Here is a 22,582-nt window from a genome sequence, read left to right as displayed (position 1 = left end):
TAATCAAAGCTAATTTTCAATTGATTTCTTTAATTCTTCTAGTTCAGCATCTACCTCCGTAACTTTTACCTGCTCAATTTCTTCCGAAGAGATCAAAGAATCCTTATCTTCCTCATTTGTATCAACTGCAGGCAAGGCAACCGCTTCAGCGCCACTCTTTAGCTTTCTCCGAAGAGTATTTAACTCATCATCTAAATCATCACCCCCCTCAAGAGCTGCAAATTGGCTCTCTAAATCAGCTCCTGCCAACTCTGCTGATGCCTGACTGGTGGCTTCCAATGCTTGAACCTTATCTTCCATTCGCTCAAAGGCCTCCATAGCAGAACCAGTACCCAAAGTACCGACAGCACTTTGGAGCTGTTGCTGAGCCTTAGCCGCTTGGGCTCTGGCCTTTAACATATCCTTTTTGGTTTTTGCCTCAGCGATCTTGCCTTCTAAGGCAACCAAACTTCTCTTCAGCAAATCAACCTGTCCTTCTTGTGCCTTTAGTTGATTCCTCAAAGAAGTCGCTGTTTCTTGAAAAGTCTTACGACGAGTCAAGGCTTCTTTTGCTAAATCCTCTGAATCCTTTTGGATTGCAAGTTCTGCTCGTTCATACCAAGTTTTAACTTGATTCTCAGCATGCTGGGCCTGGCTAAGCAATCTTTTTTGGCTTGAGATGGCCATGGCAACTGCCTGCCTTAGCTTTACTAAATCAGTCTGCATGTCTGCTACAGACTGATCAAGGATCTTTACAGGATCCTCAGCCTTACTCACTAAGTCATTGAGATTGGCACGAATTAAACGACTAAACCTGTCAAAGAAGCCCATTGAGGCATATATAAAGCCTTAAGGAGACTAGCGACACTTCAGAGATCCTCCACCTAGATTGTGAAAATGAATTAGGTCGCAAATCCAAAGGCCAATCATCCGCAACGAATGAGAGCAAACCAAGAACCAGCTTCAGCACTTGGATCTTGCCTGGAAGGTCTTCAAAAAACTTGGCAAAAAAAAGGTAGTTTGGCAGGGCTTTTAAATGACTGGAAAGTTATTGCAGGACCGCAACTTTCGAGCAATTGCTCTCCTGTCAGCCTCCAACGCGGAGTACTAATAATTGGGGCTAGCCATCCCCAATGGCGTCAAGCACTTCTATACAACCGTCCCCAACTACTAGCGGCTCTTAAAGCCGCTGGGCACAAAGTTAGAGTCCTAAAAATTCAGCAACATCACCCAAGAGAGTACAAAACTACAGATAGTGAATTAAAGGTCTGGGCTCGCCACCCCAGCAGAATTGATGTACATGGAATAGCAAAATGTAATTTATGTGGCAATCCTTCTTCAGCTGGAGAATTAGAGATATGGGGAAAGTGTTGTTTTTGTAAACAAAAGGAGCTCAAGGAAAAAAATAATTAATTCCATAAGATTAACCCAAGTAATTCAAGAAATGAAGTCATATTTTTCAATACCTCTCGGGTCTAGGATTCATCCAGTCAGGACTTGTTCCAGCAGCCTTTAACTTATTTGCTCTGGCACTCAAGCTCTCCAATTCAACGCGCCATATCCTATATATACCAATTTCCCCGAGGACTTCATGCCTTAATCCTACCCAGTAACTCATCTCCGAAGTCTTCTTATCAATTACCATCAAAATAGTTTTTATGTCTTTCTTAGAAAATGAGATCTTAGGAGGAGATTCATCTCTTCTTTCATTTCTTATACGATCTTCTAAATTAACAAGAGCCTGAGGAGATCTTCCTTCATATATCACAACTTTCCCAGTATAAAAATGCAAGGATGGTTTCATAACTCCAACCATTGCAAAAGGCTCAGAAGATTTATTCTTTTTGACTAGAATCTCAGCAGATTTGCGAACTGGGAAATGACGCAAATCGTCTCCTAATGACCACAAAGGTACGAGCGTAGTAAGAGAAAATATCATCAGCATCAATTGAATTGGCAACAAACCAATAGACTCGTATCGCAATATCGCAATAATCCCGAATGCACTTGCAAGTGAAAAAATCAATGCTCCTCTTAAAGCGAGTCCACTTTTTACAATTTCCGATCCCAAGCTCGGCATCTCAGGATCACTAATAAACTGTATCCAATCAGCTGAAACAAGAAGAATTATAGATAGAAGAATAAGAATTAAAATAGTAAAAGTCCAGGCATATCTAATAGCTTTAAATTGTTTAAAAGATAACGTGGAGCAAAGGCCAACCAACAAGGCAGCAGCGGGAGTTGCTGGCAACCAATAGCTAGGTAACTTGGTTGCGGCAAAAGTAAAAAATAATAGTATAGATAGAAGCCATGCCTTAGCAAAATTATTTAGTGAATTTGGCGGATCTAAATTATTTTCTACCTTGTCAAAGTGCCTGGAAGAACTAGAACGAAACAAACCATAAATTAAGAAAGGAGTAAAAGGCAAAGATGCTAGGAGCATCATAGGAATAAAAAACCACCATGGTTGAAGATGGCTATTAACAACGCTTGTAAACCTCTGAAAATTGTGATACCCAAAGAAACTTTTCCAGAAAGGCTCTCCCTCAACAATCAACTCCGCCAAATACCAAGGCAATGATATGCATAAAGTAACTAAAAGTCCTCTGCAAGGCTGAGTTATCTTCCAAAGCCTCCCAAGATCTTTTTGTAAGCAACCAAAGACAAGCAGTACTAGCCCAGTCAAAATCACAGCAACTGGACCCTTTGTTAAAACTGCTAACCCCAAAAATGCCCAAGCCAGCCACCAAGGATGACTTGTCTTAAATGCATAACGCCTCCAATGAATCAAGAGACTGAGGCCAAGTGTGCAGCAAAGAAGGGGATCACTAACTGCTGTCCTACTCCATAAAAGAACCAATGGAGAAAGCCCGAAAGCCAAAGCAACTACAACTCCAGTCCTTCTCGGGTGTTTATCTCCAGGTTGAGGCCACCTCATAACCGTATCGCCTAGTGCACACATCAACGCCAACGTTGACAAGGCAGATGGAAGTCTTGCTGCCCAAGTACCTAAAGGATCCCAATGAATATGCCCAGGCAATCCATAAAAAAATGCCATAAACCAATAAACCAAAGGAGGCTTGTCATAACGAGGTAATCCATTAACTCTTGGAGTAAGCCAATCTCCTGTTTTTGCCATTGCTCTTGCTGCCGAAGCAAAAAGAGGTGGGGTCTCATCAACCAATCCTGTTGACCCCAACTGCCAAAGGAAGAGCACAATCCCAATAGCCAGGATTAGCCATATGGTTCTATTTCTTTTTTGTGGTGAAACTTTCAACTTCAATGAGTAATTAAGAGAAGAATTCTTCAGGGCCCTTACCTATCGCCTCAGCAGTAATGCCTGATCGAATCCACTGCTCAACAAGACTTGCAAAAATATCCAGCGAGGCATGCTCTTCAGCCCACTTTCTACACTTTTTTCGATCAATTTGATCCACTCGCGTTGTTGCCGAAATCAATTCATCTAAATCATTAGGCGGAACCAGCCAACCTGTAAGGCCTGAAACAATCAACTCTCCTGGGCCTCCTCTGTCATAAGCAACAACAGGGACACCACACGCCATTGCCTCAACAATCACATTGCCATATGCCTCATTCCACTTAGGAGTATTAATTAAAGCTCTACAAGCACCTAGTTGAAGCTGTAAAACTGAGGTCGGGAAAAACCCCATCCACTCTATTGTTCCAGTTGGGACAGATTCCTCAACACGCTTTGCATACGCAGGATCATCGATAACTCCCCATACCAATAATCGATCATCTAAAGCTGCTGCTACTGCTGCTGCATCTTCAAGTCCCTTCTCTGGGGAAACTCGTCCAACCCAACCCAATGGACCTTTAGGACTCGATTGAAATTCATAACTTCCCAAATCAAACCCATTTCCAACAACAATAGGCTCTTGAATCAATGAAAAATCAGCCGCTTGCCGATGAGTGTGAAAAGCAAATCGAGAAGGTGCTGATATAGCAACTTCACCGATTAAATCTTGCATGATTTCTGAAACACCACCCATACTTATCAAATGAAACAAGCGAGGGACGACTCTCTTTGTCAGCCAGATCGGTAGCCAGTCATACCCAAAATTAATTACTGCATCTGCTTTACCCCCTAAATCAAGTGCATCAGCCCAAAGTCCCGGGAGAACTCCTCTAGGAGGTATCAAGGCTGGTCCCTCAAATTTGCGTCGTTGCCAACTAGGTTGATCAACCCCCTCAACTTCTCTTAAATCAACCCCTGAGCAGCCTGAAGGCAGGACTGAGCCCTTTGGGGCAACCAAAGTGATTTGATGCCCTAGCTCTAAAAGCCCTTTCGTAAGAGAAGCAATTGTAAGTTCGACCCCACCGCCTCTCCCACTACCAAGACAACCCACAGGAGTGCTTACCAAAACGAGGTTCAATGCTGACTCCCTCTTCATGGATCTTGCCCTTCCTGAGAAAGGGTTGAATCATTCCAACTAGGTTCCCAAAAACGCCTTCGTTGGCTAACTAAAACAACCGATATCAAAACCAAGCCAACTCCTATCCACTGAAGAAATTCAAGTCTTTCTCCTAACCAAAATCCACCTGATGCCAATGCAAAAACAGGCGTCAGAAAAGCAAGAGTACTAAAACTTGTTAACTCTTCTTTACTTGCAAACCAAAAAAACAAGCCATACGCAATTGCACTCCCAAACAAACTTGCATATGTCATCAACCCCCAATCTAAGACGGTCCAATTTGGAACTATTGGCCAAGTTTTTTCAACTAAATGCCAACCAATAAGTGGAATACTTCCCAAAACCATGTGCCAGCCAGTAACTGCAACCGGATCACTTTCTTTACAAGCAAAACGAATCAAAACAGTGCCACAAGCCATTGCAATGGCTGCTCCCAGCATCCAGGCTTCCCCATTCGTAGTTAACGATTGAATCGTAGATGTCTCACCTAAAAGCCACCATTCTTTGAGCAAAGCTGGAGGGATTCCCAAACAAACAATCCCAACTAAACCAATCACTAAACCAAACCAGCCGATCGGGTTAATTGCTTCTCCGAAAAGGCTTCTAGCGAAAAGAGCGACCAAAAGAGGTTGAGAGTCAATCAAAACCGAACCCAATCCCGCCCCAGTTTCAGAAAGACCTTTCGCTAGAAAGATTTGAAACAAACTGGCATCAATAAGAGTGAAGAGTAAAAACCAACCCCAATCGGCAGAAGAGACAACCCAACTCCTACCCAAAAATGGCAAAGCTGCAAGAATGGTTATACCAGCTGGCAAAAGGCGCAAAGAAGCTACTAATAAAGGCCCTCCTGTTTCCACAAGTGGGGCCATTGCAGCCATGGCAGTCCCCCAAAGTGCAAAAGGAAGAACCATTAATAACCAATGCCGAATTAAAAACATAAATGCAACATGCTGAGTCCTTTTTAAGATCCGATGACACTCGCAAAAACAAAATGTTCTGGCCATTGCGCCGCAAATCTCGCAGAAAGATGGCGCGTATCAGCATTGAAGGACCAATTACCAGTTCTACCCGCAAATGGTTTCTGAAAGCTATTAAGCAAGTAGAGGAAAGGGAATTCCCTGCATTGTTGCTTCGAATCGACAGCCCTGGAGGGACGGTCGGGGATAGTCAAGAGATCCATTCCGCTCTGGTCAGATTGAGAGAAAAGGGCTGTCATGTTGTTGCAAGTTTTGGCAACATTTCTGCATCAGGAGGAGTTTATGTCGGTGTAGCAGCAGAAAAAATCGTTTCAAACGCAGGAACGATAACTGGTTCCATTGGGGTGATTCTGCGTGGGAACAACCTCTCTAAATTGCTCGAGAAGATTGGAATTCGCTTTGAGACTGTCAAAAGCGGAGCCTACAAAGACATCCTTTCTCCTGATCGCCCACTATCAGATGAAGAAAGAAATTTACTTCAAGAGCTAATTGACAGCAGTTATGAACAATTTGTAACTGCTGTTTCAGAAGGCCGAGGGCTTAGTGCATCAGAAGTTAAAAAATTTGCTGATGGGAGAGTCTTCAGTGGTGCTCAAGCAAAAGATCTGGGCTTGATAGATGCTCTTGGGGATGAAGAGGATGCCAGAAAACTGGCCGCCAAACTCGCTGATCTTGATGAAGAAAAAGCTCGCACTGTGAACATAGGAAGTCCAAAGAAAAGACTTTCTGGCCTAATCCCAGGGAACCATTTCTTTTCAAAACTCTTTAATTTGCTTTCTATGGAATTAACTAGTGGCACAGAAGTCCTTTGGCTCTTCAATCCATGAAGATGGCAGGCCAACAAGATGAATTAAAACTTCGAGGTTTACGCGGTGCAACAACCTGCAAATCCAACACAATCAAAGCCATCGAAACCGCAGTCCAAGAACTTGTAAGCGAATTGATAGATCGCAACCAATTGTCCCCTAACCAAATTGTCTCAATAACCTTCTCAGTTACGGCAGATCTAAATGCATGTTTTCCTGCATCCATAGCCAGACGCCAAGAAGGTTGGGATGACATAGCTCTTCTTGACTGCCAACAAATGGCAGTCCCAGGAGATCTAAGACGATGCATAAGGATCCTGGCATATGCTTGGCTCCCAATCGACACCGCCCCCAAACACCCCTACTTAGGAGAAGCAACCATCCTTCGTCCTGACAGATCCTCCACTCCCTGACAGATCCACCTCCGTCCCAAAACCTCTACTTAAAAACAAACCTCTTAGGAGAATTACCTAAGAGGCAAATTGCATGCCCCCTAAATCACTTCGAATCCAATGCCTAACAACCTTATAAACCTCAACAGAAAAAAAATAGCTTTTGCAAGTATTAGTGCAGGACTTATTGCAGTTGGAATGACAATAAATAGTTTTCCAAACTCAAAAGCAAAAGCTGGCAACCTAATGGAATTTCGCTGGGACGCAAGTAAAAACTACAAAAAGCTCTATTACTGGCAAAGCTCATCTAAGCAGAGGGATAGAGCAACCTATTATTTAGTTCTAAGAGAGCGTGATCGCAATGCTGCCGTCCTTAAACTGAGCATCACTGTTCCTGATTACTTCGATGCAAAGATAAACCCTAAAAAATTGAGCCTATGCAAGCTTCAACTTGGTGGAATGTTGAAACGAACAAAATGCATTGAAAAGATTCCTGCAGTGTTTGAAATAGCCAAAGACCGATCAGAGATTGATATTTTCCCTGACAAGCCAATACCTGATGGGGGACATTTCGCTCTAGTGATGAAAATTTTCAATCCGGCCAGCTCTGGAATGTATCAATTTAATGCCCTGGCACAGGCCCCAGGGGATGTACCAATGGCTGGATATCTCGGCAGCTGGAATATCGATATCGAATGAACTGATAAATTAATCAACCTAAGTAAAGACTCGTTCAGGTGAATTTCTTATGACTAAAAGGACCTTAGGTGGAACCAGCAGAAAGCGGAAGCGTGTTTCTGGGTTCAGGGTGCGTATGCGAACCCATACTGGCAGGAGAGTCATTCGAAGTCGCCGAAAAAGGGGGAGAAGCCGATTAGCCGTATAGGTTTAAATTGTGCAACAAAATCAATAGATCTAAGCCTTCTTCTAAATTCAAATCAGCTGAATATGGTTTTGCCTTTATCAATGCGGTTAAAGGGTTATCGCTGTTTTTACCACCTAAACAAAACAGGTAAAAGATTTCATGGCAATTCCATGGTTTTAAGAGTTGTCAAAGCAAAGCCGAATCTCCTTAAGCCTGATCATCGGAAAGTAGCAACCTCTAAGTGTCAATTAGCCGTGGCTATAAGCACCAAAGTCAGCAAAAGAGCAGTCATCCGTAATCGCATGCGCCGACTATTCCATAACCACCTCAGAGGTAAGCTCACAAATCCTCAAGATAATTCTTCGCATTGGGCGCTACTAAGCCTGAAACCAAACTCATTGAATGAACAAGAGAAAAAACTACTTGAAGAATGTGACAGGCTATTTTTCGCCGCAGGTTTGATCCAATGACACCTAGTACCGAAGAGACTTTCTATGAGGGTGGGCCTGCAAGAGGAGATCTTATCCTTAATCTTTTGGCGGGATTAACCCTGATTGGCCTCCCATTCACAGTTGGAGCCTTAGTAAGAGCCTTATGGCTTCGCTTCAGAATTACAAATAAGAGGGTTTCTGTTACAGGAGGATGGCTTGGTAGAGACAAAACACAAGTTGTTTATAGCCAAGTCAAGGAATTACGTTCTGTACCTAGGGGATTTGGCTCATGGGGTGACATGGTTCTTGTTTTAGAAGATGGGTCCCGCCTAGAAATTCGTTCGGTACCTAACTTTAGGAATACAGAGAAGTACATCCTTCAACAAATAAGTACCAAAAAGAGTCAAAATACCCTTCAAGAGGTAAAAGGCTTTGCGGGCTAATCCCAAAAACTAGTCATTCAGCCTATTGCTGTTGCAAACTGGCAGTACTTTTCCAATTCACCTAAGAGACACATCGTGATCGGGTTCATTTCAGACAACTTGCTAATCCCGATACTGGATTTCTTCTATGGATTGTTCCATAGCTATGGCCTGGCAATTGTCGCTCTCACCATTGTCATCCGCCTAGCACTCTTTCCTTTAAGCGCTGGATCTATCCGAAGTGCCCGTCGGATGAAAATTGCCCAACCGGTAATGCAGAAGCGGCAAGCAGAAATCAAGTCCAAATATGCAAATAACCCTCAAAAACAACAAGAGGAGTTAGGAAACCTCATGAAAGAATTTGGCAGCCCTTTAGCAGGATGCCTTCCTCTACTAGTACAAATGCCAATATTATTTGCTCTATTTGCAACGCTTAGAGGTTCACCCTTCGCCGATGTTCCTTACGCAGTTAACTTCAAAGTCCTTCCTTCTGAGCAAATAGCAGCAGTTGAACCAAAGCCCTTCACCAGTCCAAGACATTCCATCTTTATTACGGAAAGCGATCACTTCCCAGTCGTAGCGAGTCTTCCAGGAGGAACCAAGCTAGGAACCGGTGAAAGTGCTCAAATTAATCTACAAACACTTGATGGAGACAATTTTAAAAACCTACTTTCCAAATATGAAGGAGGCAAGAGTTACACCCCTTCTTGGAAAGTTACTAAAGGCGAAGGCCTAGTAAAAGTCTCTTCAGATGGAACAGTAACTGGAATATCCCCTGGGGATGCAACGGTTGAAGGAAAGATTCCAGGTTTAGCAGCAAAAAGTGGCTTCCTATTTATCAAGGCTCTTGGACAAGTCGGTTTTTATGTGGATGGTTCCATTAATTGGGATATTGCAACTCTTGTTGGAGCGTTCGGCCTAACTCTAGTAATTTCCCAAGTGCTTTCTGGCCGAGGTATGCCAGCCAATCCACAACAATCAACAGCCAACAAAATAACTCCGGTAATGATTACAGGGATGTTCCTTTTCTTCCCATTACCCGCGGGAGTACTTCTATACATGGTTATTGCAAACATCTTCCAGGCTGTTCAGACCTTCCTACTTAGTCAAGAAGCACTACCAGACAACCTTCAAACCATTCTTGACCAACAGCTATCAAAAAAACAAGACTCTACTTCAATTTCACCTGCTCTTGTTGAAGGTTCCGAGCGTCTTCCATTTGAACCCAAAAGTGGAAAATGATTGAAGGATTGGGGCCTATTAGCATCAAAGAATTGCAAATTCTTTCCTCCCCAAAAGTCTGGGCATTCAATTGTTTTTTTGACGGAATTAAATCAATAACCCCAATTGATGGCGAAGTAGAGGCTTTATATAAAGGCGACTCTATAAGTATTAAATGCAAAATCAATACTCAATTATTACTAACCTGTGACCGCTGTTTAAACGAATTCAAAAAGGCTATAGAAATAAAAGAACAAGAGATAATCCTAGTAAGTGATCAATTAGATGAAGTTTTGAATAACAATCTCGCAAAAAATATTTTTGATAATGCTGAAGATTTGCTAGAGGTTGTCAACCCTAAAGATAACTTTGACCCTGAAAGATGGGCATTTGAACAGTTGAGTCTGCAAATGCCACTTATAAATAATTGTGGAGATAACTGTCCTGGTCCTTGTCTATCTAGCCAGACAAATACAACACAGTCAGAGCTACGCACTCAGACAAATCACGACAATGACTCCCTTGATCCACGATGGAATGCGCTTAAGAGAATTCAGTCAAAATGAAAAGCTGGGATGACCATCTAGATCTCCTTATAAGAGCAAGGACTCCTTTGCTTTGGATAAGAAGCACAGAAGAAGAACGAGTTGAAGTCTTATTAGAAAAAGCTGCCAAGAGACTTCAACCGAGACGTCTTGCTACTTGGGACTTTATTGAAGGACTAAAAGGAATTCCAAACTCAGATGGCCTTGGTTCTAAGCAACCTATGGTCGTCTTGGAATGGCTCCAAAAACTTCAATCAACTAGTCCAACAATTCTTCTAGTAAAAGATTTTCACAAATTCTGCGAAGACGCTGGTATTGCAAGAATGCTCAGGAATCTATCAAGACACCTACGTCAACAACCCCATACAGTTGTCCTTTCTTCTGGGCAGTGGAACCCACCTAATGAGTTAGATGATTCACTGACAATTCTAGACCTCCCGCTTCCACAAGAAATAGAGATCAGGGAACTCCTCAGCAAGATCGCATTGGCAAGTGGGGAAGGCTTAGAAAGTGAAGTTTTGGAGGAGCTAACCCATGCATGTAGTGGGCTAAGTGAAGCAAGGGTTCGGCAAGTCGCAGCAAGAGCACTTGCTCAACGAGGCCAATTAGGAAGAGAAGACCTTGCCGAAGTCTTGGAAGAAAAGCGGCAATCCGTTGCCCGTAGTGAGGTTCTGGAGTACTTCGCAACAACCGCAACTCCTTCAGATATTGGCGGTCTTGACGCCTTAAAAGGCTGGTTAGATCAGCGTCATCAAGCTTTTTCAGACGAAGCTCGTCACTTCGGACTTCCTTTACCAAGAGGTGTTTTATTGGTAGGGCCTCAAGGAACTGGCAAATCACTTACTGCTAAAGCAATAGCCCACAGCTGGTCAATGCCATTACTTAGATTGGACGTTGGCAGACTTTTCGCGGGTCTAGTCGGTGCCAGTGAAGCCAGGACACGTGAGACCATCTTGAGAGCTGAGGCAATGGCTCCGTGTGTCTTGTGGATTGATGAAATAGACAAAGGCTTTGGTGGCGATGCACGAAGCGATGGCGGGACCAGTCAAAGAGTACTGGCAAACGTTTTGACCTGGATGGCAGAAAAAACTTCGGCAGTATTTGTTGTCGCAACAGCAAATGGAGTTGAACGACTTCCAGGAGAGCTTTTAAGAAAAGGTCGTTTCGATGAAATTTTTATGCTTGATCTTCCAGTAAGTGAAGAGCGTCACAGCATCCTTAAGTTGCATATCCGTCAACGTAGGCCAAACCTTTCTTTCCCTATTAATTCTGTTGTTGATAGAACAGAAGGTTTTTCTGGCGCCGAACTCGAACAAACAGTCATTGAAGCGATGCACTTGGCTTTTGCAGAACGAAGGGAGTTGCAAGAGACAGACCTTATCCTCGCAGCAACTCAGCTGATCCCACTTTCAAAAACTGCAAGCGAACAAGTCAATGCCCTCAAAGAATGGGCAGCCAGTGGAAGAGCTCGTCCGGCCTCATTGAAATTAAGTCAATCTATGAAGCCAACTTGAAAGCCCAAACGAGCTTAAAAACAAAAATATTTCCAAGAGTTGAAGCCCTGCCTGCCCAAAATTTTCTAATTAAAAGATTTTTTCCAAGCACTAGTCGGCCTACCTCTGGAGATAGTCAACCTAAAGCCCTAGGCTGCAAGCGGTTTTGATATTGCTCATTGTGCTTGACCAGCGTCTCGTACGTGAAAACCCCAATCTTATTGCCCAACAGCTTGCGCGACGTGGCATGAAAGTTGACCTTTCTGAAATTCAACTAATCGCGAAACAGCAAAGGGATCTCGAAGAACAGCGAAGCAAGTTGCAAGCAGAAGGGAACCTGATTGGAAAGAAAGTAGGAGAACTTATCCAAGGCGGCATTAGCCCAAAGTCAAATGAAGTATTAGAGCTGCGAACACAAGGGAATCATATAAAGCAAAAAGTTACCATCCTCGAATCTGCAGAAAAAAAATCTGCAGCAAAGTTACAAGAAGGCTTGCTTAATCTTCCTAACATTCCCGATCAAAAGTGCCCTGATGGCAAGGATGAAAAAGACAATAAGAAAATCCGTGAATGGGGCAAGCCAAGAATAGAAGAAGGTTTAAAAAAACATTGGGAGATAGGTGAGGGGCTTGAACTTTTTGAAACGGAAAGAGCTGCACGAGTCGCACAAAGTCGCTTTGTCATTCTTATGAATCAAGGAGCGAAGCTTGAACGGGCACTAATTAATTTTATGCTGGATTTACATTCTTCAAAAGGATATAAAGAGATACTTCCTCCTGTTTTAGTAAACACTGCAAGTCTTACAGGTTCCGGCCAACTTCCAAAATTTGCAGAAGAAAGTTTTAGATGTGCAGAAGATGACCTTTGGCTTACTCCAACTGCAGAGGTTCCTGTAACTTCAATACACCGAGGTGAAATTCTTCCTTCAGAAAAACTTCCCATTAAGTATGTTGCATATAGTCCCTGCTTTAGGAGAGAAGCAGGAAGTTATGGCAAGGACACCAGAGGTTTAATTAGACTGCATCAATTCAACAAAGTAGAGCTTTATTGGTTTGTTGCACCTGAACAATCAGAATCGTCTCACGAACAAATAACATCGGATGCCGAAGAAGTCTTGAAAAAACTTGAACTGCCTTATCGAGTTATAGATTTATGCACAGGTGATCTTGGGTTTTCTGCTGCACGTACTTTTGATCTAGAAGTCTGGCTACCAGGCGCAAAAGCTTTTAGAGAAATCTCAAGCTGCAGTAATTGCAAAGACTTTCAAGCAAGACGATCGTCTATTAGAACAAAAGCAAACAAAACAAAAAAACTCATTCATACCCTTAACGCCAGTGGGCTTGCCATTGGGCGCACTATGGCTGCACTCCTTGAGACAGGTCAGCAAGCTGATGGGAGTGTCAAACTTCCTAAATCACTAGTGCCCTACTTTGGAGCAGATCATCTGAAACCAGCACCAACAAATCAATAATCATTAAATGAACGTACTGACTGCACTAATAGTCCTTGGGTTTCTCATCCTCATTCATGAAGCAGGTCATTTCCTAGCCGCAACTATTCAAGGAATCCAGGTAAATGGATTTTCAATTGGATTTGGCCCTGCACTAATAAAACGAGAAATCAAAGGGGTTACATATGCAATTAGAGCACTTCCTCTAGGAGGCTTCGTTTCATTTCCTGATGACCAGGAGGAAAATAACATTCCTGAAGATGATCCAAATCTTCTTAAAAACCGCCCAATCCCTCAAAGAGCTTTTGTCATCTCTGCTGGAGTAATTGCAAATCTTCTACTCGCTTGGATTGTTCTATTTAGCCAAGGAGCATTATTAGGACTCCCAAGCCAACCAGAGCCTGGAGTTCTAGTTGTAGCAATTGAAAGCCATCAAAGAGCTGAGCAAGCTGGCCTGCAACCAGGAGACCGCATTATCGAAATTAACGGGATCAATCTTGGCCAGGGTCAAGAAGCTGTCCAGGTACTTGTTGAAAAAGTCAAGGCCTCCCCTGAAGGCGCTCTTTTATTAAAAAGCATCCGAGGCAAAGAGAGAATCGAGCAAAAGATTGTCCCAACCAATGTCCAAGGCAAAGGAAAAATTGGTGCTCAATTGCAACCAACCATAACCAGCAAGCTAATCCCCGCAAAAAATATTGGGCAAATCCTCCAAGAAGTAAACAAGCAATTCTTCGATCTACTTAGCAAAACAATTCGGGGATACAAAGGTTTATTTACAGAATTTGGAACCACAGCAAAACAATTAAGTGGCCCTGTGAAGATTGTTGAAATTGGTGCTCAGCTAACAGGACAGGGCTCTTCAGGCATAATACTTTTTACAGCATTAATTTCGATTAATCTTGCGGTTCTAAACTCCCTACCCCTTCCTCTTCTTGATGGAGGTCAGCTTGCACTTCTTATATATGAGGCCATAAATGGGAAGCCTCTACCAAAGCAACTTCAACTAGCAATACTCCAATCCGGCCTTGTATTCATGGTTGGATTAAGTATGATTCTAATAATTCGTGATACATCACAGCTATCTATAGTTCAAGCTCTTTTCTCTAATTAAACAAAGAAAAAGCCTTTCTTTCCTAGATTTAATTTATCATTTGAGACTCAAGAACAGTCATAAGGTTAAGATGGTGGATTATTCCCTAGGACTTAAAATCGCCGCATGGCTAAAAAGTCAATGATCGCAAGAGATGTGAAGCGCAAGAAGCTTGTCGAGCGCTATGCAACCAAAAGGAATGCTTTGTTAGCAGCCTTTAATGCTGCTAAGGACCCCATGGAACGTCTCGAAATTCATAGGAAAATTCAAGCTTTACCGAGAAATAGCGCGCCAAATCGAATCCGCAATAGATGTTGGGCTACTGGTAAACCCAGAGGCGTTTATCGTGATTTTGGACTTTGCCGTAACCAACTACGAGCTAGAGCCCATAAAGGCGAACTCCCAGGAGTAGTGAAATCAAGTTGGTAAATGCTTTTGCTAAAGGTTTCGATCTCTGACTTAACCCCAAAAAGCACCATCAATCAAAACAAAAAAGGGCTCTTATAAAAGAAGATCCCTTTTTTAATGTCACAAAATAAACAAATCAATAGGCACTAATTCAAAGATTTCATATCTGGGGGCTTATAAAATGCAAGAATATTCTCAGACAAAAAGACATAAGAGCACGTGCAAGGTCAGACAAAGTCGATCTCCTTTGATGGTCGGGAGATAAGGCTGACTACAGGGCGATTCGCGCCACAGGCCGGAGGTTCAGTATTAGTGGAATGCGGTGATACCGCAGTCCTTGTTACTGCAACGCAATCAACAGGAAGAGAAGGCATTGATTTTCTCCCACTAATTTGCGACTACGAAGAAAGGCTCTACGCAGCAGGGAGAATCCCTGGTAGTTTCATGCGACGAGAGAGTCGTCCCCCAGAGAGAGCGACCCTGGTTGCTCGACTTATTGATAGGCCAATGAGGCCTCTTTTCCCTGGGTGGATGCGAGATGACATCCAAATAGTTGCGACCTGTCTATCACTTGACGAAAGAGTTCCTTCTGATGTCCTTGCCGTAACGGGTGCCTCAATGGCAACCCTTCTTGCGGGAATCCCATTCCAGGGACCTATGGCAGCAGTAAGAGTTGGATTACTTGGCGATGATTTCGTACTAAATCCAAGCTACAGAGAAATTGAGCGAGGAGATCTTGACCTTGTAATAGCTGGGACCCCAGACGGGGTAGTCATGGTTGAGGCTGGTGCAAATCAACTTTCAGAGCAAGACATCATTGAAGCAATTGATTTCGGATACGAGGCCGTCTCTGAACTCATCAAAGCCCAAGAATCAATACTTAAAGAATTAGAGATCAAGCAAGTCCATCCAGAAAACCCTACCGAGGACAAAACATTACCTTCTTATCTTGATAAAAACTGCAGTAAGGAAATACGAGAAGTCCTAAAGAAGTTTGAACAAACAAAAGCTGATCGAGATAACAAGCTTGAAGAAATAAAAGCCGCCACTGCAGAAGCTATTGAGGCTCTCAAAGACGATAACAGTGTTAAAAAAGCAGTCACAGGAAACAACAAGCTACTTCCAACAGCATTTAAATCTCTCACCAAAAAGCTTATGAGGGAACAAATTCTTAAAGAAGGAGTAAGAGTTGATGGTCGAAAACTAGATGAAGTAAGAAAGATTGATGCAGCAGTTGGCGTTCTGCCTAAACGCGTGCATGGATCAGGCTTATTCAACCGAGGCCTCACACAAGTTCTTTCAACGGCAACCTTGGGAACTCCAAGTGATGCGCAAGAAATGGACGACCTCAATCCAAATACTGAAAAGACCTACCTACATCACTACAATTTCCCTCCATATTCGGTCGGAGAAACCCGTCCTATGCGTTCGCCTGGGAGAAGAGAAATCGGACATGGTGCTTTAGCTGAACGCGCCATTATTCCCGTCCTACCAGCAAAAGACACATTCCCTTATGTCCTGAGGGTGGTTAGCGAAGTCCTTAGCTCTAACGGTTCGACCTCCATGGGTTCGGTCTGTGGAAGCACCCTTGCATTAATGGATGCTGGTGTTCCATTACAAGCGCCTGTAGGTGGAGCGGCAATGGGACTTATAAAAGAAGATGAGGAAATCAGGATCCTGACTGACATCCAAGGGATAGAGGATTTTCTGGGTGACATGGATTTCAAAGTTGCTGGTACCGAAAAAGGCATCACCGCGTTGCAAATGGATATGAAAATCACAGGATTATCAGTGTCGACCGTCTCTGAAGCAGTTAACCAAGCACGTCCTGCAAGGATCCACATCCTTGAAAAAATGAAAGAAGCAATTGATAAACCTAGAGAGTCTCTTTCACCTCATGCCCCAAGGTTGCTGAGCTTCAGGATTGATCCTGAACTTATTGGAACAGTAATCGGCCCAGGAGGTAGGACCATTAAGGGGATTACAGAGCGTACTAACACCAAGATAGATATAGAAGATGGCGGCATAGTCACTATTGCCTCGCATGATGGTGCTGCAGCTGAAGGCGCAAGAAGAATCATTGAAGGCCTTACTAGAAAGGTAAATGAGGGAGAGGTCTTTACTGGAGCTATTACAAGAATCATCCCCATAGGAGCCTTTGTAGAAATCCTTCCAGGGAAAGAGGGAATGATTCACATCTCCCAACTTTCTGAAGCTCGAGTAGAAAAAGTAGAAGATGTTGTCAAGGTTGGGGATGAAGTCACCGTGCGTGTTCGAGAAATAGATAACCGCGGAAGGATCAATCTCACTCTCAGAGGTGTTCCACAAAATGGTGAATCAATGCATCCAGAACCAAGTCCCATGCCAGTTGCGCCACTCACCTAAGAAATATTAATTAACCAACACAATCATCCAAGGCGCGTAGCTCATCCATAATCTTTTTGCAGATTTGAGGATGTTTAAAGCCGTGGCTCGCGACCAAACAACCCGCTTGCTGCCAATCCCCTTTGTTGTATTCCAAAGTGGATCCATCTACATGTGTAAAGCCGCCCCCAGCAGCAATTAAGACAGCCTCAGGTGCAGCCATATCCCAATCTTTGGGAGCAGTTTTGCCTGAAAGTGAAATATAAATATCAGCCTCTCCTCTTAGAAGGGTTGCGACCTTACATCCCACGCTGCCCACTTTTTTTCCTGAAAGGAAGGGGATGCGTTCTAGAAGCTTTTCAAGTTTTAAATCTCTATGACTTCGGCTAGTGACCAACAACAAGTCACTTTCTAAGCGACGATTACTAAAGGAAGGTGAGATCCGATCTCCTAGGCGGTTTTCGCACCAAGTTCCAACTCCTAAACCCCCAAACCAAAGCTCTTCCAATTCAGGAATTAAAACAATGCCAAGCACAGGACGATTAAAATGGACTAAGGCTAAATGCACTGCGTAGTCAGTAGATCCCTCAAGAAAATCCTTAGTCCCATCCAACGGGTCCAAAATCCAGAGCCACTCGCTATCAACAGGTTTATTCACAGCCAATTGTTTCTTTACAGTCTCTTCACTCAGCAGAATCCAGTCTTCTTGTTTAAAAGAGGACTTTAACCCTTCTAAAAGCCAAGTATTAACTGCAAGATCAGCTACTGATACAGGTCCATCACTTCCTTCCTGAACCTCTAAAACAGAAGGAAAACCATATGGAGGGTTCTCTCTCCTCGAGTATGCAAGAAGAATATCCGCCGCACCCCAACACATTGGCCTTAGCTTCTCTAAGAGAGACGCTAAGGTCAAATTGAACGGCAAAACTGGATTAATAGACATCATGGCTTTGACTACTCAGGTACATTTTGAGCCAAAACTCTGAACCTGCACCAAGCGTGCTGTATGTCGTTGGAACTCCTATCGGTCACTTAGGGGACTTATCTCCACGGGCAGAATCTCTTTTAGCAAAAGCTTCAATCATCGCTTGTGAAGACACTCGTTATAGCGGAAAACTACTAAAAAGAATTGAGGCTAAAGGCCATCGAATTAGCTTCCATAAGCACAACTTTCGTAGCAGAATCCCAAAGCTCATTAATCTTCTTGAAGAAGGTAAAAGCATTGCAATAATAAGTGATGCAGGCCTGCCTGGTATTTGTGACCCAGGCCAAGAACTAGTAGCAGAAGCTAGAAAAAACAACCATCAAGTCATTTGTATCCCTGGCCCGTGCGCAGCAACTACAGCTCTCGTAAGCAGTGGACTTCCTTCAAGCCAATTCTGTTTCGAAGGTTTTCTTCCCCCAAAAGGGAAACATAGGAGAAAGAGGCTGAAATCAATTGCACTGGAGGAACGTACAACAATAATTTATGAATCACCTCATAGATTGATTCAACTTTTAAAAGAACTGCATGAACTTTGTGATGAATGCCGTCCTATTCAAGTAGCTAAAGAACTAACCAAGGTTCATGAAGAACAAATAGGACACAATCTTAAATTAGTTTTACAACATTTTCTTGATAACAAACCTCAAGGTGAATTCACGCTTGTGCTAGGGGGTTACAAGAATAATTCAGAACCGTTAACTGACAAGAAACAATTGAAATCTGAATTGAATAAGCTTATCAGAGATGGTTTATCTCCTACCGAGGCTGCTAAAAAGCTTGCCGAAGAAATAGGGGAGTCAAAAAGGGTGCTCTATTCACTTATTCATGAAGAAAATAAAGTTTCGAACAATGACTAGAATAAACACACAAAGTTTTCGCATTTCTCACTTCAGGTGCTTTTTCGATTGAAGCTACTAGTCTCAACATTGACTAATGGTGTTCTTTTACTATTTTTACTTTGCCTTGGTTCACAAAATCTAAACGACAAGGAAAGCCTCAATCTTGGATTTGATACAACAACTGAGCTTCCTATTGGATTTCTTGTAGGAAGCTCAGTTGTTGTAGGTTTCATCTGCGGAGGTAGTACGGCAGCGGTTTTGATCCCAAATAATTCTGATAAAAGAAATTAAGTTGCCTATATATCTAGGGCTATTAATGAACCCTCAACAATCAATCTTGAGATACCTCTTGCCAATAAAAATGGTGTTGATATATTAAAAACATTTGTGTTTGGGATCTTAATCACTCTCTGATTTCGTCCACACTGTCGTTTAGCAGACCTGGGGTTAGAAAATAAATATAAGGCCTTCCTTTCCTTATCAAGCTCAGACAATGAACCTAGCTCAGGGAAATCACTTAAAGGTCGAGCCTCCAGTTCAACTGTCTTTTCCACAAGCATATAAACACTTTCTGGGAGAACACCAGGTACAAGTGGTTTACATTTAATCTCACGATGATCATCAAAGATATCTTGATCCATCAAAGGCACAACCTCTTGAAAAATTGTTCCTTCAAAGGACTCTTCTAACTGGATAGAAGAGTCTTCTTCTGAGGAATTATCAAAATCCTCAGCATCATCTAAAGCCAACTGCGAAGAGGCTTTTGTATTCAATTCAAGGGTCTCTAGAGTATTGACTTCCTTACAAACAACAAAATTATCATCTTTAGACTCGCTTGCTTCAGCCTTTATCTCTTTCTTGGTTGCCCCACGAACCCGAGAAGCTTTAAGAGAGGCATAATCTTCTTCTGACAAAAAAGTTTTTAGAGTTCTAGTAACAGTGTTAACGCTGCATCCGTAAGCATCAGCCAATCTTGCTGAGGTCTCCCCAGCCCTATAGCTATCCACCAGTTGTCTCTTCTGGCTCTCGCTCAGTCTTCGCGTAGCCATTAAATCAAGAACTCATACTCAAACATTAGGCCTACGAGTCTCCAAAGGCTGTCAGAATGTAATGAAGCTCCCTTAGCTCAGCTGGATAGAGCATCTGCCTTCTAAGCAGCAGGTCGTTGGTTCGAATCCAACAGGGGGCGTTCAAATTATTTGTCCCTTCTGAGAACAAGCCTGACAAAGCGCTCAGAAGCCTTTAGCAATCAAAAAGCCAAGAGTCAAAGGATGCTGGTATGCAATGCACTTGACCATCTTGGGTCTTATAGCATCTCTCTATCCCCCACTCTTTCTCGATTATTTTCACTTCTGTAGTCCCATTCGGAATTGCTGGAGCAACTAATTGTGCACGGTTCATTTCAACTTTGTAAATAAGTTTTTCTAGCTGCTTATGAGTAAATAGCAATAAGCAAAAAATTGGATTGACAGCTCCATATAAGTTGAAGATCTTTTAAGGAGTCTATATTTGAAACCATTGGCAAGCTATCAGAAAATAAAATGCCAAAGGGAATAGAGCCCTAACGAATAATTAATTGGATAAACAAAATTCTAGGGAGATCTTGCTTTGGAGTTTTACGATGATCAATCTAAAGAAAATGATGACATGTTGCTTTTTCCCCTAGGTAGGTGGACTTAAAATTAAAGCTCCTTATGTTATGGCAATCAGCCTGAAAAAATCACTAAAGTAAAATGCCTTATTCCGAAACCTCAGTACTTGTAGGTGCTTTTGTCCACGTTCCGATAATTATTGGCTTGTTTTTCGTTCTCAACAATTTCACAAAAAAACGGTCTAACTATACTGAAGATACTGAGTCAGAGCTAAAAGATGAAACAGTTAAAAGACTTTCTAACGAAAACAAATCTCAATCAATTGGCATAGGTCTCTTAGAAGAACAAAATATTTCTAACCCTGATTCCGACAATAAAAAGCAAGTCAACAATGAGAAGCAGAAAGAAAAGGCCGAGGCTGAAAGACGTTCTATTGAGGCAAAAAAAAGGACTGAGATCGAAAGCCTTGCCGCTGATGCCGAAAGACTGACTACTGAAATAAAGCAAAAAATTGAAGCCGACAGACTTGCTGAGGAGAGCAATCAAAAAGTCTCTAGAGAAACTGATCTCATTGCAGATCAAGCTGACGAAGAAAATGACATTGAAACTCGTCTAAAAGTAGAAGTGGAACGACTAGAAGCAGAGGCGGAGTTCCTGCGAAAGACATCACAATCGGAGCTCAAAGACTCTTCAAATAGTGACAATATGCTCAACGCAAAAAAAACTCCTAGATTCAATCCATGGCAAATAGCTGCTATAGGGGTACTTGCTATAGGTGGAACAACAATTTTCTTTTCGAATAGCTCTCCAGAGAAAGATGATGCACTTAATCAGAGTTCTTCAATCAGACATTTTCTTGTTGAAAGAAGTTAACGCTATTAAAAAAGCTAGTTCCTCACAAAATCAATGCAATACACTTATATTGATTAATTTACTTCATACATTTCTACCAACATGGTAGATAAAGTTTTGAAAATTAGGATTATTAAAATACAAAATAACAGCTAAAACCAATAGAAGGTTTAATCCAAGAACCACTGAAGCAACAACAATTCTCTGCCTTTTCCCGGGGATTCTGTATTTTATCCCTCCAAGCGAATATTCATCTATGTCCACTTGCTTTTTATCATTAGCCTGTGAACCTTGTTGCTTTTTATTTTTAGCTCTAGAGCCTTCAATCTCAAACTTCATCCCTTTAGGACTTTGGGATCTCGATTCCAGGTTCACTTCTTCTGAGTCATCTCCTTGAGTGGGTTGGGCTAATTGCCCTCCCTCCTGATCGGACTGAAAACCACCCGCCTTTGTTTGCTTTGATCCTGACATTGACTTCAAAACTTCTTTCTCTATTCTCATAGCACTCCTTTAAGGAGATAGCCTTCTCTATTCACACTCTTAACCTGATTAATCATCCTTTAATTCAGGAGAAAAACGATTTCTCTCCCAGCAAAAACATCCTTCATCCCCTTTAAGGGCTGAGAGATTGGAGAAAACAAATCACAAAGAGACAATTCAAATCCTCGTTCCTAAGCAAAGTCGGTTGACACCCAAAAGCAATTGTTCAGCCTTCTTACCCCGACTAAATTTAAGCTGGCTCATTATTAAATCTGCAGCTAAACCTAAAGCCATTGTCTGGCAAGCATAATTTTCACTTAGCTCAGCTTTTGATTGAAGAGACTCTGCAAGAACCAAAGACCTTTGACAAATCAAGCGACTACCTGTGCTTAAGCAAACTTTTGCCAAATGATTCAACTCCGCAAGAAAAGTTGGGTTATCAGATGCATTAAGTCTCGGCTGAGAAAACCCACTACACAAAACTAAAAAAAGAACAAGCGCTTTTTTTTTCATAAGGCCGCTCACCCAAGTGATCTATTTGTATGAAGAATGCTGATCAACTCCAAAAGGACTATTCCAAAAATCCTAGTGAAATCAACGAGAATTGAAGTGGGTTCACCAAAAAATTAACTTCTAGAGGTATCTCAGAAGAGAAGTATGAATTTCAAGCTCATTAAACAAGATCATTCAAATAGCTACCAAAAAGTCCGATATGAGGGGTTTGCTGGGATACTGTGTTTCGCAAGAAAATCTCCTTTTCTGATGAATTTCGACTACCACGCAGTTGCCGCACTTCTGCACACTGCAATTCCTCTAGCCGCTGGGGCAGCAGGAGTCGCTTATTACGTCATGCGTCAGAGAGGCATTGGATTCACCGGTGCACATCTGCTTGTGGGTGTACCTATGACAATCATCGGCGGCGCAGCAGCCTTTCTGTTCTACGCAACCAAATAGG

27 protein-coding genes and 1 tRNA gene are annotated in these 22,582 nt (G+C 42.5%); 19 read left to right on the top strand and 9 right to left on the bottom strand.

Annotated features, from left to right (window positions below; translation table 11 throughout):
- Positions 1-9: 9 nt before the first annotated feature.
- A complete protein-coding gene (locus tag SOI84_RS09270; protein ID WP_320674240.1) occupies positions 10-810 on the bottom strand; it encodes a PspA/IM30 family protein in 801 nt (266 codons plus the stop codon).
- A 108-nt stretch (positions 811-918) separates the two neighbouring features.
- Between SOI84_RS09270 and SOI84_RS09265 the strand changes: the two genes are divergently transcribed.
- A complete protein-coding gene (locus SOI84_RS09265; protein WP_320674239.1) occupies positions 919-1,392 on the top strand; it encodes a DciA family protein in 474 nt (157 codons plus the stop codon).
- A gap of 46 nt (positions 1,393-1,438) precedes the next feature.
- On the opposite strand, the gene SOI84_RS09260 is transcribed toward SOI84_RS09265, so the two are convergent.
- From SOI84_RS09260 to SOI84_RS09250, 3 genes are read right to left on the bottom strand one after another with little or no spacing between them, the layout of a single operon-like run.
- Positions 1,439-3,256: a glycosyltransferase family 39 protein gene (locus tag SOI84_RS09260; protein ID WP_320674238.1), complete on the bottom strand. Its 1,818-nt coding sequence runs from the start codon at positions 3,254-3,256 to the stop codon at positions 1,439-1,441.
- Positions 3,257-3,269: 13 nt separating this feature from the next.
- Positions 3,270-4,394: a glycosyltransferase family 4 protein gene (locus SOI84_RS09255; RefSeq protein WP_320674237.1), complete on the bottom strand. Its 1,125-nt coding sequence runs from the start codon at positions 4,392-4,394 to the stop codon at positions 3,270-3,272.
- Positions 4,391-5,353, bottom strand: coding sequence for a DMT family transporter (locus SOI84_RS09250; RefSeq protein WP_320674236.1), 963 nt, complete (start codon positions 5,351-5,353; stop codon positions 4,391-4,393). Before SOI84_RS09250 ends, SOI84_RS09255 begins: the two co-directional genes overlap by 4 nt.
- Before the next feature lie 53 nt (positions 5,354-5,406).
- Between SOI84_RS09250 and sppA the strand changes: the two genes are divergently transcribed.
- The 13 genes from sppA to SOI84_RS09185 all read left to right on the top strand — a co-directional run bounded on the left by sppA (position 5,407) and on the right by SOI84_RS09185 (position 16,900).
- The gene (sppA, locus tag SOI84_RS09245; RefSeq protein ID WP_320675449.1) at positions 5,407-6,219 is read left to right on the top strand and encodes a signal peptide peptidase SppA; all 813 of its coding nucleotides are present in this window, start codon (positions 5,407-5,409) and stop codon (positions 6,217-6,219) included.
- 2 nt (positions 6,220-6,221) lie between these two features.
- Positions 6,222-6,611: a chorismate mutase gene (gene aroH, locus SOI84_RS09240; RefSeq protein WP_320674235.1), complete on the top strand. Its 390-nt coding sequence runs from the start codon at positions 6,222-6,224 to the stop codon at positions 6,609-6,611.
- Between the two features lie 99 nt (positions 6,612-6,710).
- Entirely contained in the window at positions 6,711-7,289 is a 579-nt protein-coding gene (locus SOI84_RS09235; RefSeq protein WP_414153593.1) for a DUF2808 domain-containing protein, read from the top strand.
- A 49-nt stretch (positions 7,290-7,338) separates the two neighbouring features.
- Positions 7,339-7,476 (top strand): 50S ribosomal protein L34, encoded by a 138-nt coding sequence (rpmH, locus tag SOI84_RS09230; RefSeq protein WP_320674234.1) that lies wholly within the window; start codon positions 7,339-7,341, stop codon positions 7,474-7,476.
- Positions 7,477-7,538: 62 nt separating this feature from the next.
- Positions 7,539-7,925, top strand: a complete 387-nt coding sequence (locus SOI84_RS09225) for a ribonuclease P protein component (protein ID WP_320674233.1) — start codon at positions 7,539-7,541, stop codon at positions 7,923-7,925.
- The gene (locus SOI84_RS09220) at positions 7,922-8,329 is read left to right on the top strand and encodes a PH domain-containing protein (protein ID WP_320674232.1); all 408 of its coding nucleotides are present in this window, start codon (positions 7,922-7,924) and stop codon (positions 8,327-8,329) included. Before SOI84_RS09225 ends, SOI84_RS09220 begins: the two co-directional genes overlap by 4 nt.
- 75 nt (positions 8,330-8,404) lie before the next feature.
- A complete protein-coding gene (gene yidC, locus SOI84_RS09215) occupies positions 8,405-9,550 on the top strand; it encodes a membrane protein insertase YidC (RefSeq protein WP_320674231.1) in 1,146 nt (381 codons plus the stop codon).
- A complete protein-coding gene (locus SOI84_RS09210; protein ID WP_320674230.1) occupies positions 9,547-10,095 on the top strand; it encodes a DUF177 domain-containing protein in 549 nt (182 codons plus the stop codon). The genes yidC and SOI84_RS09210 overlap by 4 nt, the downstream gene beginning before the upstream one ends.
- Positions 10,092-11,588 (top strand): AAA family ATPase, encoded by a 1,497-nt coding sequence (locus SOI84_RS09205; RefSeq protein WP_320674229.1) that lies wholly within the window; start codon positions 10,092-10,094, stop codon positions 11,586-11,588. The genes SOI84_RS09210 and SOI84_RS09205 overlap by 4 nt, the downstream gene beginning before the upstream one ends.
- 160 nt (positions 11,589-11,748) lie before the next feature.
- Entirely contained in the window at positions 11,749-13,038 is a 1,290-nt protein-coding gene (gene serS / locus SOI84_RS09200) for a serine--tRNA ligase (RefSeq protein ID WP_320675447.1), read from the top strand.
- 7 nt (positions 13,039-13,045) lie between these two features.
- Positions 13,046-14,128: an RIP metalloprotease RseP gene (gene rseP / locus SOI84_RS09195; protein WP_320674228.1), complete on the top strand. Its 1,083-nt coding sequence runs from the start codon at positions 13,046-13,048 to the stop codon at positions 14,126-14,128.
- A gap of 105 nt (positions 14,129-14,233) precedes the next feature.
- Complete coding sequence (gene rpsN / locus SOI84_RS09190) at positions 14,234-14,536, top strand: 30S ribosomal protein S14 (protein ID WP_320674227.1); 303 nt, start codon at positions 14,234-14,236, stop codon at positions 14,534-14,536.
- A 198-nt stretch (positions 14,537-14,734) separates the two neighbouring features.
- The gene (locus SOI84_RS09185; RefSeq protein WP_320674226.1) at positions 14,735-16,900 is read left to right on the top strand and encodes a polyribonucleotide nucleotidyltransferase; all 2,166 of its coding nucleotides are present in this window, start codon (positions 14,735-14,737) and stop codon (positions 16,898-16,900) included.
- A 10-nt stretch (positions 16,901-16,910) separates the two neighbouring features.
- Here SOI84_RS09185 and SOI84_RS09180 read toward each other — a convergent pair whose 3' ends face one another.
- Positions 16,911-17,825, bottom strand: coding sequence for a 3'(2'),5'-bisphosphate nucleotidase CysQ (locus tag SOI84_RS09180; RefSeq protein ID WP_320674225.1), 915 nt, complete (start codon positions 17,823-17,825; stop codon positions 16,911-16,913).
- A gap of 23 nt (positions 17,826-17,848) precedes the next feature.
- Between SOI84_RS09180 and rsmI the strand changes: the two genes are divergently transcribed.
- Together rsmI and SOI84_RS09170 are read left to right on the top strand one after the other, a co-directional pair.
- Complete coding sequence (rsmI, locus tag SOI84_RS09175; protein ID WP_320674224.1) at positions 17,849-18,721, top strand: 16S rRNA (cytidine(1402)-2'-O)-methyltransferase; 873 nt, start codon at positions 17,849-17,851, stop codon at positions 18,719-18,721.
- 69 nt (positions 18,722-18,790) lie between these two features.
- Positions 18,791-18,994 carry a hypothetical protein gene (locus SOI84_RS09170; RefSeq protein WP_320674223.1) on the top strand — a complete coding sequence of 68 codons (204 nt, stop codon included), beginning with the start codon at positions 18,791-18,793 and terminating at the stop codon, positions 18,992-18,994.
- Positions 18,995-18,999: 5 nt separating this feature from the next.
- On the opposite strand, the gene SOI84_RS09165 is transcribed toward SOI84_RS09170, so the two are convergent.
- Positions 19,000-19,752, bottom strand: coding sequence for a helix-turn-helix domain-containing protein (locus SOI84_RS09165; protein WP_414153592.1), 753 nt, complete (start codon positions 19,750-19,752; stop codon positions 19,000-19,002).
- Positions 19,753-19,818: 66 nt separating this feature from the next.
- On the opposite strand from SOI84_RS09165, the gene SOI84_RS09160 reads away from it, so the two are divergent.
- Positions 19,819-19,892: transfer RNA gene (locus SOI84_RS09160), tRNA-Arg, on the top strand.
- 53 nt (positions 19,893-19,945) lie between these two features.
- On the opposite strand, the gene SOI84_RS09155 is transcribed toward SOI84_RS09160, so the two are convergent.
- On the bottom strand, positions 19,946-20,104 hold the full coding sequence (locus SOI84_RS09155) for a hypothetical protein (protein ID WP_320674221.1): 159 nt from the start codon (positions 20,102-20,104) through the stop codon (positions 19,946-19,948).
- Positions 20,105-20,436: 332 nt separating this feature from the next.
- On the opposite strand from SOI84_RS09155, the gene SOI84_RS09150 reads away from it, so the two are divergent.
- A complete protein-coding gene (locus SOI84_RS09150; RefSeq protein ID WP_320674220.1) occupies positions 20,437-21,168 on the top strand; it encodes a hypothetical protein in 732 nt (243 codons plus the stop codon).
- A gap of 63 nt (positions 21,169-21,231) precedes the next feature.
- On the opposite strand, the gene SOI84_RS09145 is transcribed toward SOI84_RS09150, so the two are convergent.
- Positions 21,232-21,618 (bottom strand): hypothetical protein, encoded by a 387-nt coding sequence (locus SOI84_RS09145; protein ID WP_320674219.1) that lies wholly within the window; start codon positions 21,616-21,618, stop codon positions 21,232-21,234.
- A 186-nt stretch (positions 21,619-21,804) separates the two neighbouring features.
- Positions 21,805-22,140, bottom strand: coding sequence for a hypothetical protein (locus SOI84_RS09140; protein WP_320674218.1), 336 nt, complete (start codon positions 22,138-22,140; stop codon positions 21,805-21,807).
- 144 nt (positions 22,141-22,284) lie between these two features.
- Between SOI84_RS09140 and SOI84_RS09135 the strand changes: the two genes are divergently transcribed.
- Entirely contained in the window at positions 22,285-22,581 is a 297-nt protein-coding gene (locus tag SOI84_RS09135) for a hypothetical protein (protein WP_320674217.1), read from the top strand.
- The last annotated feature ends 1 nt before the right edge of the window (position 22,582 follow it).

Origin of the sequence: Prochlorococcus sp. MIT 1341 (genome assembly GCF_034092415.1) — a bacterium.
Taxonomy (GTDB): Bacteria; Cyanobacteriota; Cyanobacteriia; order PCC-6307; family Cyanobiaceae; genus AG-363-P08.
The sequence above is the reverse complement of the archived record's forward strand: the minus strand, read 5'-3'. Positions and strand labels throughout refer to the sequence as shown.